1 protein-coding gene is annotated in these 17004 nt (G+C 70.9%); it reads right to left on the bottom strand.

Going from position 1 to position 17004, the window contains the following annotated elements:
• Nucleotides 1–4 precede the first annotated feature (4 nt).
• Nucleotides 5–16744: a type I polyketide synthase gene (locus tag AB0F41_RS07830; RefSeq protein ID WP_357422007.1), complete on the bottom strand. Its 16740-nt coding sequence runs from the start codon at nt 16742–16744 to the stop codon at nt 5–7.
• Between the last annotated feature and the right edge of the window lie 260 nt (nt 16745–17004).

Below are 17004 nucleotides of genomic sequence, written 5' to 3' on the forward strand. Positions count from 1 at the left end.
CCGGTCATCCCGGATCGACATCGCGACCCGGATCCACCGCCGGCCGCTGCGGGTCGGCGCCGGTCACCGCGCTGATCCATTCCCGGATATGTGTCGCCACCTCGGCCGCGGCCCCGTCGAGCACGGACAGATGGTCGGCGGTGATCCGCACCGTCGGACCGGCGTGCTGCCAGTCCGGCACCGGTACCGCCATATCCGACAGTCCCGGCATCGGAGTGGTGGCCCGCAGCAGCAGCGTGGGTTCGGAAATCGGCTCTGCCGCACGGCCGCCGTAGACCTGGCCGTAGTGCGCCATCACCACCAGGCCACGATCGTCGACCGTCACCAGTTCGTGGCTGAAGGCCACTTCCAGTGCACTGCCGAACACCTCGAGGTTGTCCTCTTCGCTGTCGGGCGAATAGGTGTCGATCATGGCGACGCCCCTGGGCGCCCGCCCGCGTTCGGCGAGCCGGCCGGCGAGCCCGTGGGCGATCGCCCCACCGATCGAGTAGCCGACCAGCACGAACGGATCCGGACCGACCGTGTCCAGGGTGGTATGGGCGAGACAGTCCAGCAGGGCATCCCAGTGCGGCGGCAACGACTCGCCCGGTCGCGTACCGGGTAGCCAGAGCGCGGTCATCCCGAACTCGGCACCGAGCTCCCGGGCCAACCGGCCGAACTGGTGCGGACCGTTGCCGACCACGAACGACGGGACACAGATCAGCTTCAGCCCGGCCCCGGCGCGCGCCAGCAACATCGGTTTCGGGGCGACCAGCCGATCGGCCGATTCGTCCAGATCGACGATCAGCCGGCCGGTCTGCATCAGCACCGGCAGGGCGACCTTCGCGTCACCACGCCGGAGCGCCTCGGTGACCAGCCCGGTGAGAATCCCGGGCCCACTCGGACCCGATGCCACCGGCGCCGCTCCGCCCTCGACGCCGACGAGACCACCGATCTGCTCGGTCAGCGTCTCGGCCACGGCGGCCGGGGTCGGATATTCGAACACCAGCGTGGACGCCAGGGTCAGTCCGGTGATCGTGGCGAGCCGGTTGCGGAATTCCACACCGCCCAGTGAGTCGAACCCGAGTTCGGTGAACAACGCGTCCGGGTCCACCTCGTCGGCCGAAGCGTGGCCCAGCACGGTGGCCGCCAGCGCCCGGACCTCGTGCAGCACCAGGTCGTAACGTTCGGACTCGGCAACGGCCGCCAGCCGCCGGGCCAGCGATCCCGTGTCCTCGGCCGACAGCGCCGCCACCGGAGCGCGAACGATATCGCGGAACAGGCTGGGCAATGCGCCGGTGCCGGCGAGCTCGCTGAGCGCGGACATGTCCAGCAGTGCGGTCAGCACCAGGGCATGGCCGGTGCCGAGTGCCTTGTCGAACAGCTCCATGCCCGGTTCGGCGGTGATCGGCACCAAGCCGAGCCGGGTGCGGATCTGGCGAACTATCTGCTCGGCGCCTTCGCCACCGAGCGCGCTGCCCATGCCGACGGTCCACAGTCCCCAGGCCAGCGAATGCGCGGGCCGGCCGGATTCGCGACGCTGATGGGCGAGCGCGTCGAGGAAGGCATTCGCCGCCGCGTAGTTGCCCTGCCCCTGGCCGCCGAGCAGCGGCGCGGCCGAGGAGAACAGGACGAAGGCCGACAGCTCCGCATCCCGGGTGAGTTCGTGCAGGTTCACCGCGGCATCGGTTTTCGGCCGCATGACCCGATGCACCTGGTCGGCGGTCAAGGTTTCGATGGTGCCGTCGTCGATCACACCCGCGGTGTGCACCACCGCGGTCAGCGGATACTCGGCCGGCACCGTGCGCAGCAGGTCGCCCAATGCCGCGCGATCGGCCGCATCGCAGGCGACGATCCGCACCTGGGCACCGGCCTCGGTGAGGTCGGCGGCCAGTTCTTCCGCACCGTCGGCGGCGGGCCCGCGCCGGGACACCAGCAGCAGCCGCCGCACACCGTGCTCGGCCACCAGGTGCCGGGCCAGCAACGCCCCCAGGCCACCGGTGCCACCGGTGACAAGGACCGTCCCGGTGCCGAACGACACCGGTTCGGTGTCCGCCACCGCCTTGACCACCCGGGGCACCAGCGCCGCGGATTCGCGGACGGCGACCCGGGGCTCACCGGCCCCGGCGACCGCGCGAATCAGATCCGCGCTCGGCGCGGTCCGCTCGTCGAGGTCGAGCTGGACGATGCGGCCCGGGTATTCCGCCTGCGCGGAGTCGATAAGACCGGCGACCGCCGCACTCGCCGGGTCGCCGGGCTCGCCGGGCAGGCCGGCGGCGCAGCGGGTGAGGACCACCAGGATTGCGCGCTCGGTGCGTTCGTCGGCCAGCCAGTCGCGTACCAGCGTCAGGGTGGCGCTGACGCGGAGCCGCGCGGCCTGGGCCAGATCACCGGCGGCCGTCTCCTCGCCGGAATCCCAGACCACCAATCCTGGTACCGCCGGGCCGGCGGCCAGCGCGGTCAGATCCTGGTGGGTACTCACCGATCCCGGCACCGGCGCCGAGCCGAGCACTGCCACCGCGGTTCCCGGCCCGGCGGCCGGGAGCGGCACCGTCTTCCAGCTGCGGGTGTAGAGCGGGCTGGAGGTGGCCCGGGAACGGTTCAGCGTCTCGATATCGACCGGGCGGGCCAGCGCGGCGGCGATGGTCAGCACGGGTGCGCCGTCGGTGTCGGTGAGGTCGAGCCGGGCGGTATTGGTCTGATCGGTGACGCTGATCCGGACGCGAACGACATCGGCACCCGCCCGGTACAGCCGGATCCCGGTGTAGGAGAAGGGCAGCGGAACCCGGCCCGGATCGTCGAGCCGGTCCAGCGACGGGTGGATACTCGCGTCCAGCAGCGCCGGATGGATCCGGTACTCCCGAGCCGCGGCGCTGTCGGGAAGCGCCACCTCGGCGTACATCACGTCGCCGGCACTCCATGCCGTGCGCACACCTCGGAAAGCAGGCCCGTAACCGAAGCCGATAGCTGCCAGTTGTTCGTACAACTGCCCGGGGTTCAGCGACCGCACCTCACCCGCGGGCACCTGTCCGTCCCACAGCTTGTCATCCGGGACCGAGCCGGCGGGGGCCAGCGTGCCGATCGCGTGGGTGATCCAGTCGGCCTCGTCGGAAGCCCCGACGGGACGGGAATGGATCACGAACCGCCGCCGGCCGGTGGTGTCGGCCGCCTCGACGACGACCTGCGCGTCGAGCGGGGTGTCGTCGTCGAACAGCATCGGTGACTCGAGCACCAGTTCCTGAATCGTGTCCATGCCCAGATGGCTCCCGGCGTGCAGCGCCATCTCCACGAAACCCGTGCCCGGGATCAGCGCCGACCCGAATACCACGTGGTCCGCCAGCCACGGGTGGGTGCGGGTGGAGAAGCGGCCGGTGAACAGCCATTCGTCCCGTCCGACCACCGGCACGACCTCGGTGAGCAGATGACCCGAAACCGGCCGGGCGGCTTTCGGTCCCGGCTCCAGCCAGTACCGCTGATTCTGGAAGGCATAGGTCGGCAACGCGATCCGACGGGTGTCCCGGCCCGCGAACAGCGGATCCAGCACTACCGGCACGCCCGATACCCGCGCCTGCGCCAGGAATGTCACGAACTGCGTGCCCTCATCGACCGTGCGCCGGGCGGTGGCCGCCACCAGCGACTCGGCTTCGGTCTCGGCACCGGTCAGGCATTCGCGGGTCGCCGCGGTGAGCACCGCGTCCGGCCCGATTTCCAGGAAACGCCGGACTCCGGCAGCGGCCAGCGTTTCCACCCCGGCGGCGAAGCGGACACATCCACGCACCTGGTCCACCCAGTACTCCGGGTCGGTGAGCTCGCTACCCGCGACGGTTCCCGAGAGGGTGGAAACGATCGGGGTCGAGGGCGCGTGATACGCCAGAGATTGCGCGACAGAGCGGAATTCCGCCAGCATCGGGTCCATCAGACCCGAGTGGAACGCGTGGCTCACCCGCAGTCGCGAGGTTCTGGTCCCCGCCTCGTCCAACAGCTTCGCGACCGCGTCGACCGCGTCGGCGGTTCCGGAGAACACCACCGAGAGCGGGCCGTTCACCGCGGCGATCGACAGATCGTCCCGGTAGTCGTCCAGCAACCGCTCGGCGCTTTCCTCGGTGGTCGCCGCCGCGAGCATCGCCCCGCCCTCCGGTAGCGCACCCATCAGCCGGCCGCGTGCGGCCACCAGCTCGCAGGCGTCCGCCAGCGACCACACCCCGGCCACCTGCGCGGCCGCGAGCTCGCCGATGGAATGCCCGGCCAGCACGTCGGGGACGATCCCGAACGATTCCACCAGCCGGAACATCGCGACCTCGAAGGCGAACAACGCGGGCTGGGTGAACTCGGTGCGGCCCAGCAGATCCGCCCGGTCCGCGTCGAACATCAGCTCCCGGAGCGACCGCCCGAGCAGCGGATCGAACCGGTCACACACTTCGTCCAGTGCGGCGGCGAAAACCGGGAAGTCGCGGTATAGCCCCGCACCCATTCCGGCCCGCTGCGCGCCCTGGCCGGTGAAGAGGAACGCGGTGCGACCCGTTCGTGCCTTCCCGGGTGTCACCCGCCCGGCCGACGCGCCCGATGCCAACTCCCCGAGGCCCTTCAGCAGCTCGTCGCGGCCGTGCCCGATCACCGCGCCGCGCCAGTCCAGCTGCGCTCGGCTTTCGACCAGCGAGAAGGCCACCCGCCACAGATCATCGGTCTCCGGGGCATCGGCCAGCCACTGCCGCAATCGATCGGCCTGCGCGCGTAGACCAGCCTCGGATTTCGCCGATACCAGCAGCGGTACCGCCGCCACCCGAACGGCCGCGTCCGTTTCATCGCGCCGGGTCCGCCCGGGTGCCGTCGGAGACTCGGCGGGTGCTTCCTCGAGCACCACGTGTGCGTTGGTGCCGCTGATACCGAACGACGAAACGCCGGCCCGGCGCTTGCGCCCGTCCTCGGCGGGCCACGGCTCGGACTCGGTCAGCACCCGCACCGCACCGGCCGACCAATCCACCTGCGGCGAGAGCTCGTCCACGTGCAGGGTCTTCGGCAGCATGCCGTGGCGCAAGGCCTGCACCATCTTGATCACGCCCGCCACTCCGGAGGCCGCCACCGAGTGCCCGATATTCGATTTCAGCGACCCGATCCGGAGCGGTTCGGCCCGATCCTGCCCATACGCCGCGATCAACGCCTGCGCCTCGATCGGATCACCCAACGGCGTACCCGTACCGTGCGCCTCCACCGCATCCACATCCACCGCCGACAACCCCGCCGACGCCAACGCCGCCGCGATCACCCGCTCCTGCGACGGACCATTCGGCGCGGTCAAACCGTTCGACGCACCATCCTGATTCACCGCCGAACCCCGCACCACCGCCAGCACCTCGTGCCCCAGCCGCCGCGCGTCCGACAACCGCTCCAGCACCAGCACACCCACACCCTCGGACCAGCCCACCCCATCCGCGGCCGCCGAAAACGCCTTACACCGGCCATCCGGCGCCAGACCCCGCTGCCGGGCGAAGTCCACGAAGAACTCGGGGCTGCCGGAGATACTGACGCCGGCCGACAGCACCAGCGACGTCTCACCGTTGCGCAGCGCCTGGCACGCCAAGTGCAAGGCGACCAGCGACGACGAGCAGGCGGTGTCCACGGTCATCGCCGGACCCTGCAGCCCGAGAACATAAGCGACGCGCCCGGAGATCACGCTCTCGGAGTTCCCGGTCATCCGGAACCCTTCGTTCTCCCCCACGACCCGCTCGCCGTAGCCGGAAGGTGTGGCGCCGACGTATACACCGGTATCGCTGTTCCGCAGCGATACCGGATCGATACCCGCGTCTTCCAGCCCCTCCCAGGCGGCTTCCAGCATCAGCCGCTGCTGCGGGTCCATCGCCGTCGCCTCACGCGGGCTGATCCCGAAGAAGCCGGGGTCGAAACCACCGGGGTCGGCGAGGAAACCGCCCTCACGCACGTAGGTGGTGCCGGGGACATCCGGGTCCGGGTTGTACAGCCGGTCCAGATCCCAGCCCCGGTCGGTGGGGAAACCGGTGATCGCGTCGGCGCCGGCGGCCACCAGGTCCCACAGCTGTGCCGCGGAGGAAACGCCGCCGGGATAACGGCAACCGATTCCGACGATGGCGATGGGCTCATCGGTGCGGCCCTGGCGCAATGCCCTGGGCGCCGGCTTCCGCGCACTGGGCGCGTCAGCGATCAGCGATACCAGCAACACCGCCACCGCCCGCGCGGTCGGATGGTCGAAGACCAGGGTGGCGGGCAGCGGCAAACCGGTGGCCTTGGCGAGCCGGTTGCGGAATTCGACCCCGGCCAGGGAGTCGAATCCCAGATCGGTGAACGGCATATCCGGCTCGATCGCCTCGGCCGAGCCGTGGCCCAGCGCCGCGGCCGCGGTCTCGCGCACCACCGACAGCGCGACCTCGTCCCGCTCAGCGGCCGCGACGGTGGCCAGGCGCCCGAGCGGCGCCGCGTTCGCAGGGGTCCCGGGCGCGGCGACCAGCGTGCTCAGCACGTTCGGCAGCGAACCCGCCCGAGCGAGTTCGGTCAGTCCGGCGATATCGAAATCGGCGGCCACCGCCAGGGCGTTCGGCCCGGCGACAGCGGCGTCGAACAACTTCAGTCCGGCCGTGTTCTCCAGCGGCCGTAGACCCATCCGGCGCAGTCGCGCCAAGCCGGGCGCACCCAGTTCGCCGGTCATCCCGGTACCCGCGTTCCACGGACCCCAGGCAATCGATACGGCCGGTAGGCCGGCCGTGGTCCGCAGCACCACCATCGCATCCGCGAAGGCGTTCGCGGCCGCGTAGTTGCCCTGGCCCGGCGACCCCGCCACCCCGGCCATGGACGAGAAGACGACGAACGCCGAAACCGCGGCAGACCCGGCCACCTCATGCAGCGACCACAGCCCGTCGACCTTGGGCCGGAACACCCGATCGATCTGCTCGTTCGTCAGGCTCTCGACAGTCGCGTCGTCCACGACCCCGGCCGCGTGCACGATTCCCGACAACGGGAACTCGGGAGGAAGCTGGGCCAGCAACTGTGCCAGGGCATCTCGATCCGCCACGTCACAGGCGGCCACCTCGACCGCGGCCCCCAGCGCGGACACCTCGGCGACCAGCTCCGGTAGCCCTTCGGCGTCGCGACCCCGGCGGGAAACCAGCAGCAGCCGGCGTACTCCGTATGCCGCGACCAGATGCCGCGCCACCAGTGCGCCCAGACCGGTGGTACCGCCGGTGACCAGCACCGTGCCCGTGCCGAAAGACATCGGCGCGGACTCGGTCGCGGCGGAACGGCGACTCACGCGCGGCACCGTGAGGGCACCGTCGCGTACCGCCAGCAGCGGCTCGTTCGCGGCGAGGGCCGCCGAGACAATTCGCCGGTCGAGCTCGCCGTCCAGGTCGAGCAGGACGATCCGGCCGGGATGTTCGGCCTGCGCACTGCGCACCAGTCCGGCGATCGCCGCCGCCGCCGGGTCTGGTGATTCCCCGGCCGGCCCCATCGCCCGGTGCGTCACCACCACCAGCCGGGTCCGGGCCGCCCCGCTCTCCGCGAGCCAGGATCGCATCAGGCCGAGCGTCTCCCGGACGCCGCGCCGGGCCCGGCCGGGCATCGTCTCGGCGATATCGGCCACTGCCTGGGCGGCGTCGGCCACCGTCGCGGAGGCATCAGACACCGTCTCGACGGCATCGGGCACCGTCTCGGCGAACCACACGACCGCATCGGGTGCCGCCGGCCCCCGCGCCGCCTCGGCGGCCGCACCGATATCGGTGAATCGGTGCTCGGCTCCGGCAATATCGGCCCCGCCGAGCACGGCTACCGACACCTCGGGCACCTCGGTCAAGACCGGGACCGGCAACCAGTCCAGGCCGTACAGCGGCAATGCGCCCGCCGAGCGGACCCGCTCCACCGTGCGCCGCTCGACCGGATGAACCACGACCGAGTCGACACTCAGCACCGGTTCGCCGGCTTCGCCGACCGCTTCCATCCGGATCCCGTAGCCACCGTGCCAGTCGATCCGCAACCGCAGCGGCCCGGAACCGGTCCGGGCCAACCGCACGCCCGCACAACGCACCGGCAGCGGAACCCGGTCGGCGGGAACGTCGTCCATGACGAAGTCGAGCGCCGGGTGCAGGCAGGCGTCGAACAGCGCCGGGTGGATACCGAAGCCGCCCGGCTGGGGGATCACCGCGTCGTCGAGCGAGATCTCGGCGAACATCTCCTGCCCACGACGCCAGGCCGCGCGTACCCCGCGGAATACCGGTCCGTATTCCATACCCAGGCCGGAGATCCGGTGATACAGGTCCGCCACATCGAGCTGCTCGGCATCCTCCGGCGGCCACGCCGCGGCCCATCCGGTGCCGGTATCGGGTGTCGCGTCGGCTTCGGCCAGCACACCACCGGCGTGCGCGACCCAGGCTTCGGCGTCCTCGGTCCGCTCCGGCCGGGAGTAGACGGTGAAGTGGCGGCGGCCGTCCGGCCCGGCCTCCGCCACCGCGACCTGGATATCCACCGGGTTCTCGGTGAGCACCAGCGGAATATCGAGCAGCAATTCCTCGATCACCCCGGCGCCCAGGCGCGCCCCGACCGCGGATGCCAATTCCAGATAGGTGGTCGCCGGCACCACCGGCGTACCGAACACCAGATGCTCGGCGACCCAGGGCTGGCCCGGATCGGACAGCTTTCCGGTGAACAGCCACTCATCCCTGCCGGCCACCGGCACAGCCTCGGTCAGGATCGGATGGCCGAATCCGCTCGCAGCGGCCGGGCGGCCCGCGGGCAGCCAGTAGCGCTGCCGCTGAAAGGCATAGGTCGGCAGCTCGACTCGCGCCGGTGAGTGGCCGGCGAACAGGGACGCCCAATCGACCTCGATACCCGCGCTGTGCGCCCGGCCGAGGAACGCCAGGAACTGCGTCACCTCGTCGGCGCCGCGCCGGCCGGCGGCCGCCACCAGAGCCTTCGATTCCAGGTCCGCGGGCAGGCACTGCCCGGTCATCGCGCTGAGTACGGCATCCGGTCCGATTTCCAGGAACCGCGTCACCCCGCTGTCCACCAGATGGTCGACGCCGAGGGCGAACCGCACGGTATCCCGGACATGACCGACCCAATACATCGGATCGGCGAATGCTTCACCGCCGACGACCCCGAACACGGTGGACACCACCGGAAGCAGCGGACGACGGTAGTTCACCCCGGCCGCCACACTCTCGAACTCGGGGAGCATCGGCTCCATCAACCCGGAGTGGAAGGCGTGGCTCACCCGCAGCCGGGACACCCGCACATCCTCGGCGGAGAGCAGCTCCTCCAGCCGGTCGACAGCTTCCTCGGTACCGGAGAACACGACCGCCGACGGACTGTTGACGGCGGCGATCGACACCCGCCCGCCGAAGGGGGCGATGATCTCGTCCGCGCGCGGCGACCCGAGCGCCGCCGCCAGCATCGCGCCGCCCGGCGGCAACGCACCCATCAGCCGGCCGCGCGCCGCCACCAGCGCACACGCGTCAGCGGTCGACCACATCCCGGCCACATAGGCGGCGACCAGTTCACCGATCGAATGCCCGATCAGCACATCCGGACCGATGCCGAACGACTCCACCAGCCGGAACAGCGCCACCTCGTAGGCGAACAGCGCCGGCTGGGTGTACTCGGTCCGATGGATCGAGTCCGGCTCGGCCGAACCGAAGACGATCTCCTTCAGGCCGGTATCGCTGCCGAGCTGTCGATCGAATTCGGCGCAGATCTCGTCGAAGGCGGCGGCGAAGACCGGGAAGGTCGAATACAGTCCGGCGCCCATGCCCGGTCGCTGGGCGCCCTGACCGGTGAACAGGAAGGCGATCTTGCCGTCGACGGGTGTGCCGTCGACGACGCCCACGCCGGTCGAACCGGTGGCCATATCCGCCAGCCGCGCCAGTGCCGATTCCCGGTCCCCGGCGACGACCACTCCGCGCCGGTTCAGCCGGGAGCGAGTTGTCAGCAGCGCGTGCGCGATATCCGGTAGTTCCGCTTCCGGGTGCGCGAGCAGCCAGTCGCGCAACCGCGCCGCCTGGGCGCGCAGCCCCGGCGCCGACTTGGCCGACAGCAGCAGCGGCACGACTCCCGCCGCCGGACCGCGGCCGTCGGCTACGGGCACCGAGCCCACCGGTCCGGCCGGTGCTTCCTCGATGATGACGTGTGCGTTGGTACCGCTGATCCCGAACGACGAGACCCCGGCCCGGCGCACCCGGTCCGCCGAACCCGGCCACGACCGATCCTCGGTGAGCAACCGCACCGCACCGGCCGACCAATCCACATGCGGCGACGGCGCGTCCGCGTGCAACGTCCTGGGCAGCACCGCGTGGCGTAGCGCCTGCACCACCTTGATCACCCCGGCCACCCCGGCGGCCGCTTGACTGTGCCCGATATTCGATTTCAGCGAGCCGACCCACAGGGGTTCGGCCCGATCCTGCCCATACGCCGCGATCAACGCCTGCGCCTCGATCGGATCACCCAACGGCGTACCCGTACCGTGCGCCTCCACCGCATCCACATCCACCGCCGACAACCCCGCCGACGCCAACGCCGCCGCGATCACCCGCTCCTGCGACGGACCGTTCGGCGCGGTCAAACCGTTGCTCGCACCATCCTGATTGACGGCGCTGCCCCGCACCACCGCCAGCACCTCATGACCCAGCCGCCGCGCATCCGACAACCGCTCCAGCACCAGCACACCCACACCCTCGGACCAGCCCACCCCATCCGCCGCCGCCGAGAACGCCTTACACCGGCCGTCCGGCGCCAGACCCCGCTGGCGCGAGAACTCGGTGAACAGGAACGGTGTCGACATCACCGCGGCGCCGCTGGCCAGCGCCATCGAGCATTCGCCCTGACGCAACGCCTGAGCGGCCAGATGAATGGCCACCAGCGAGGACGAACACGCGGTGTCCACGGTGATCGCCGGCCCCTCCAGACCCAGGGAATACGCCACCCGACCGGAGGCGACACTGCTCGCCGAACCGGTGCCGATGTACCCCTCGACACCGGCGCCGGAGGCTTTGGCGATCTCCTCGTAGTCCAGGTACGAGACGCCGGTGAACACACCCATATCGCTGCCCCGCAACGACGCCGGGTCGATTCCCGCGTGTTCGAGCGCCTCCCACGACGCCTCCAGCAGCAGCCGCTGCTGCGGATCCATCGCCGCCGCCTCCCGGGGGCCGATGCCGAAGAATCCCGCATCGAAATGGCCCGCATCGGTGAGGAATCCGCCGTAGCGCAGATACGAGGTCCCCGGGTTGTCGGGGTCCGGATGGAACAGCCGGTCCAGATCCCAGCCCCGGTCCGTGGGGAAGTCGGTGATCGCGTCGGTTCCGGCGGTCACCAGATCCCAGAGCTGGGCGGGCGATTCGACACCCCCCGGATAGCGGCAGCCCATACCGACGATCGCGATCGGTTCATCGGTCCGGACCCGGCGGACCACCCGGCTCACCGGTCGGGCCGACCCGAGCTCGCCGACCCGGGACAGCACGAATGCGGCCACCGCCGTGGCGGTGGGATGGTCGAACACCAGCGTGGACGGCAGTTGCACACCGGTCGCCTTGCCCAGCCGGTTTCGGAACTCGACGCCGGCCAGCGAATCGAAACCCAGTTCACTGAACGGCGCGCCGGGATCGATCGCGGCGGCGGAGATGTGCCCGAGCACGCCGGCCGCCTCCGCGCACACCACCGCGAGAACAATGGCCTCGTGCTCGGCCGGCTCGGCAGCCGCCAACCGGCGAGCCAGTGAGCCGGTGGTATCGGCCGCCCGCCGCACCGGCACGGTCACCATCGCGTGCAGTACCCGGGGAAGCGAGCCCTCGCGGGCCCGCGCCGCAAGTGCCTCGGTGTCGAAATCGGTGGCGACGACCGTCGGCGCGGCCGCGGCGGTCACCTGATCGAACAGGGCCAGACCGTCGGCGGTGGCGAGCGGGCGTATCCCCATCCGCGCCATTCGCGCCATCGCGGTGTCGTCCAGCGCAGTGGTCATACCGCTGCCCTGGTTCCAGGAACCCCACGCGATCGACACCGCGGGCAGGCCCGCCGTGTGCCGCTGGGCTGCCAGCGCGTCCAGGAAGGCGTTCGCCGCGGCGTAATTGCCCTGCCCCGGTGATCCCGCGACACCCGCGAGCGAGGAGAACAACACGAAGGCGGCCAGCTCCCGGTCACGGGTGGCGGCGTGCAGGTTCCACGCGGCATCCGCTTTCGCCGCCAGTACCCGATGCAGCTGTTCGTCGGTCAGGGTTTCGACGGTGCCGTCGTCGAGAACGCCGGCCGAATGGATCACCGCGCTCGGGGCGAATTCGCCGGGGAGATCCGCCAGCAGCGCGGCCAGCGCGGTGCGATCACCGACATCGCATGCGGCCACCCGCACCTGTGCACCCGCCGCGGCCAGCTCACCGACCAGCTCGGGCGCCCCGGGGGCGCGGTCGCCACGGCGCGAGACCAGAACCAGGCGACGCACTCCGTGCGCCGCCACGAGATGCCGGGCCACCTCGGCACCGAGCCCACCGGTGCCGCCGGTGATCAACACCGAGCCCGTGCCGAAGTCCGGTGCCGCGGATCCGGACCGGCCGGACCGGCGTCGCAGGCGGGGCACGTACCGCACACCGTCGCGGATCGCCAGCTCCGGTTCTTCCGAATCCGCCGCGGCGGCGACCGTTTCCTCATCCAGGTCCGCGCCCGGCGCCACGTCGAGCAGCACGAACCGGCCCGGGTACTCGAACTGCGCGCTGCGCAGTAAACCGGCCACAGCCGCACCGGCCGGATCCGGCGATTCGCCGGATATCGCGGCGGCACCTCGCGTCAGCACCACCAGCCGAGCAGCCGATAACCGGTCATCGGTCTGCCACCGACGCAACAGCTCCAGCGTCGCGGCAACCTCGGTGTGCGCGCGAGCGACGACATCGTCGGCACCGGAATCACCGCCGACCGGGGACCATACGACGACCTCGGGAACCGTCTCCGCGGCCAGCAGCTCGGCCAGGTCGGCGAACCGGCCGCCCGCCCCGGAGACCGAGACGGATCCCAGCACCGCCACCGGCACCGTCGGATCGCCGGACCCCGCCGACACCGGCACCCACTCGACCTCCGCCAGTGACGGACGCTCTCCGGCTGCGCCGCGCAACACTTCGGCGTCCACGGGACGGGAAGCCAGCGAGTCGAGACTCAGAACCGGAGCACCCGCGTCATCGACCGCGACGAGCCGGATCCGATCGGATCCGGTCAGCATGACGCGCACCCGGACAGCCGTCACCCCGGTGCGGTACAACCGGACCCCACCGAACGAGAACGGCAGTGGCAGCCGGCCCGCCGGCAGCTCCCGCGCGAGTTCGGCGATCGCCGCATGGAACGCGGCATCGAACAACGCGGGATGGATGGCGTAGGAAGCCCCCGCACCGGCGTCGTCGGTCAGCGCCACCTCGGTGAGCAGATCCCCGCCGTCCCGCCAGATCGCCCGTACTCCCTGGAACGCCGGGCCGTAGCCGAACCCCAGATCGGCGAGCTGGTCGTAGAGCGCGTCATAGGCGACCGGCTCCGCCCCGGCGGGCGGCCAGTCCCCCGACGTCTCGGCGGCGACCCAGGTCGGGACGGCCTCGGCAACGGGGACCAGCACACCACTGGCGTGCGTACTCCACTCGCCACCGGTGACATCGTCATCCCCGGCCGCGCGGGAGTGCACGGCGAACCGGCGCCGGCCCGCTTCATCGGCCGGTTCCACACTCACCTGGATATCCACCGGAGCATCGCCGGTCAGCACCAGCGGGTTCTCCAGCAGCAGCTCCTCGACGAAACCGGTGTCCAGCCGCGCCCCCGCCGTGAGTACCAGCTCCACGAACGCGGTACCCGGCACCACGACCGAACCGAATACGCTGTGATCGGCCAGCCAGGGCTGATCGGCCGCCGAGATCCGGCCGGTGAACAGCCATTCGTCCTTGCCCGCCAGCGGAACCACACCGGTCAGGATCGGGTGATCGGAAGTTCCCGGCGCCGCCCCCCGGCGCAGCGGCTCCAGCCAGTACCGCTGCCGCTGGAACGCATAGGTGGGCAGCGCTACCCGGCCGATCTCCCGGCCGGCGAACAAGGGGCGCCAGTCCACCTCCAGGCCGGCGGCGCCGGCCTGGGTCAGCATAGTGACGAACTGGTTCACCTCGTCGCCCGATCGCCGGGACGCGGCCGCCACCAGCGATTCGGCCTCCACTCCCGGATGCCCGGCCAGGCATTCACGCGACATCGCCGCGAGCACCGCGTCCGGGCCCACCTCGACGAACCGCCGCACCCCGGCAGCCACCAGCGCGTCCACCCCGGGTGCGAACCGGACGCAACCGCGGACCTGGTCGACCCAGTAGCCGGGATCGGTCAACGCCGTCCCGGCGATACCGGCGGACACATTCGACACCAGCGCCGGCGCCGGCTGCCGATAGGTCAATCGCTCGGCGACAGCGCGGAACTCGGCCAGCATCGGATCCATCCGAGCCGAATGGAACGCATGACTGACCCGCAACCGCGAGGTCCGCACACCTTCGCCGGAAAGCCGGCGTTCCACTTCCTCGACGGCGTCGGCGTCACCGGACAACACCACCGAGGCGGGACCGTTGACAGCGGCCAGCGCCAGCCGATCCTCGAAAGCTGCCGCGATCTCGCGCCCACGCTCCTCGGTGACGGCGGCGGCCAGCATCCCCCCGCCCGCGGGCAGCGCACCCATCAACCGGCCCCGGGCCGCCACCAGCGCACAGGCGTCCGCCAGCGACCAGACACCCGCCACATACGCCGCGACCAGTTCCCCGATCGAATGCCCCGCCACCAGGTCCGGCGCGAGACCGAAGGACTCGACGAGGCGGAACATGGCCACCTCGAACGCGAACAAGGCCGGCTGCGTCCACTCGGTCCGCTCCAGCACGCCCTGCGGATCGGCGAACATCACCTCCCGCAGCGACCCGCCCAGCAGCGGGTCGAATTGTCCGCACACTTCGTCCAGTGCCTGTGCGAAAACCGGGAACGCCGTGTACAGACCGGCACCCATCCCCACCCGCTGCGCACCCTGTCCGGTGAACAGAAAGGCCGTCTTTCCGGAACCCACCGAGCCGGTCACCACCGCCGGCGACGCCGAGCCCGAGGCCAGATCCGCCAGCCCCGCCAGTAATTCGGCCCGGTCCCGGCCCACCACGGCGGCCCGCCGGGCGAACCGGGTCCGATGTTCCAGCAGTGCCGACGCCACACTCGGGAGGTCGGCGTCCGGATGGCCGGACAACCACCGGCGCAGCCGCTCGGCCTGAGCTCGCAGGGCAGGTTCGGATTTGGCCGACACCACCAGCGGGGTCACCTCGGTGGACACGGTGGCCGGCGAATCCGCGGGACCTGCGTTCTCGTCCGCGACCGGTTCGGCGGCGACAGGCGCCTCCTCCACGATCACGTGCGCGTTGGTGCCGCTGATCCCGAACGAGGACACTCCCGCCCGTCGCACCCGCGCACCGGCCGGCCACGGCTCCGTCCCGGTCAGCACGCGCACCGTGCCGGCCGACCAATCCACATGGGGCGACAGTTCGCCGACGTGCAGCGTCTCGGGCAGTTGCTCGTACCGCAACGCCTGCACCATCTTGATCACCCCGCCCACCCCGGCGGCCGCCTGACTGTGCCCGATATTCGACTTCAGCGTCCCGATCCGCAGCGGTTCCAGGCGGTCCTGTCCGTAGGTCGCGATGAGCGCCTGCGCCTCGATCGGGTCGCCCAGCGCCGTACCGGTCCCGTGCGCTTCCACCGCGTCCACATCGGCGGGTCCCAGCCCGGCCGCCGCCAGCGCCGCGGCGATCACCCGCTCCTGGGAGGGGCCGTTGGGTGCGGTCAACCCGTTCGACGCACCGTCCTGGTTCACCGCCGAACCGCGGACCACCGCCAGTACGTTGTGCCCGAGCCGCCGGGCATCCGACAACCGTTCCAGCACCAGCAGTCCGACACCCTCGGACCAACCGGCCCCGTCCGCGGCCGCCGAGAACGCCTTGCACCGGCCGTCCGGCGCCAGTCCCCGCTGCCGGGCGAACTCGATGAACAGCTGAGGTGTCGACATGACCGTCACGCCGCCGGCCAGCGCCATTGCCGTCTCACCACGGCGTAATGCCTGGCAGGCCAGGTGGATCGCCACCAGCGAGGACGAACACGCGGTATCCACCGTGATGGCCGGCCCTTCCAGGCCGAGCGTGTAGGCGACCCGCCCGGACACCACGCTGCCGGAAGTACCGACACCGCCGTAGCCTTCGGCGGCCGGACCGGCGGCCCGCGCGGTGTGGTCGTAGTCCTGGTACATGACACCGGCGTAGACACCCGTATCGGAGCCCTGCAGTGACACCGGATCGATCCCGGCGTCCTCCAACGCCTCCCACGCCGCTTCCAGCAGCAACCGCTGCTGTGGATCCATCGCGGCCGCCTCGCGCGGGCCGATCTCGAAGAAGCCGGCATCGAAATCGCCTACGCCGCGCAGGAAGCTCCCGGACCGGGTGTAGGTCTTACCGAACCGATCCGGATCGGGGTCGTACAGCCCGTCCACATCCCAGCCGCGGTCACGGGGGAACTCGGTGACGGTATCGCCGCCGGAGCGGACCAGCTCCCACAGCTGGTCGGGTGACTCCACATCACCCGGGTAACGGCACGCCATGCCGACGATCGCGATCGGTTCGTCGAGCTTGTCGCGCAGCCGGGTCAGATCGTCCCGGGTGGTGAGCAATTCGACCGTTACCTTCTTGAGGTACTCCAGCGTGCGGTCGGACGAAGCGCCGTTATTGGTGTCCACGTGTCACATCCCGGTTTTTCAGGGTCGGCAGAGAGACCTGGAGGGTCTTCCAGGGTCGGGAGAAGAAACCCGGGGGGTGTGAACACGCCGGGTTGGGTAAGTCAGTTGGTTCTGAGACGGATCGGCGACCGACCGAGAGTCAGGGGCCGCCTGATGGGCGACATGATCGCCCGCCGATCAGCGGGTTTGTCAGCTGTGGGAAATCGGATCGGCCGACGGCTTCAGCGATATCGGCCGGCAGCGATAGCTGAATCGCTTCA

Source organism: Nocardia sp. NPDC024068 (genome assembly GCF_040638875.1).
Taxonomy (GTDB): Bacteria; Actinomycetota; Actinomycetes; order Mycobacteriales; family Mycobacteriaceae; genus Nocardia.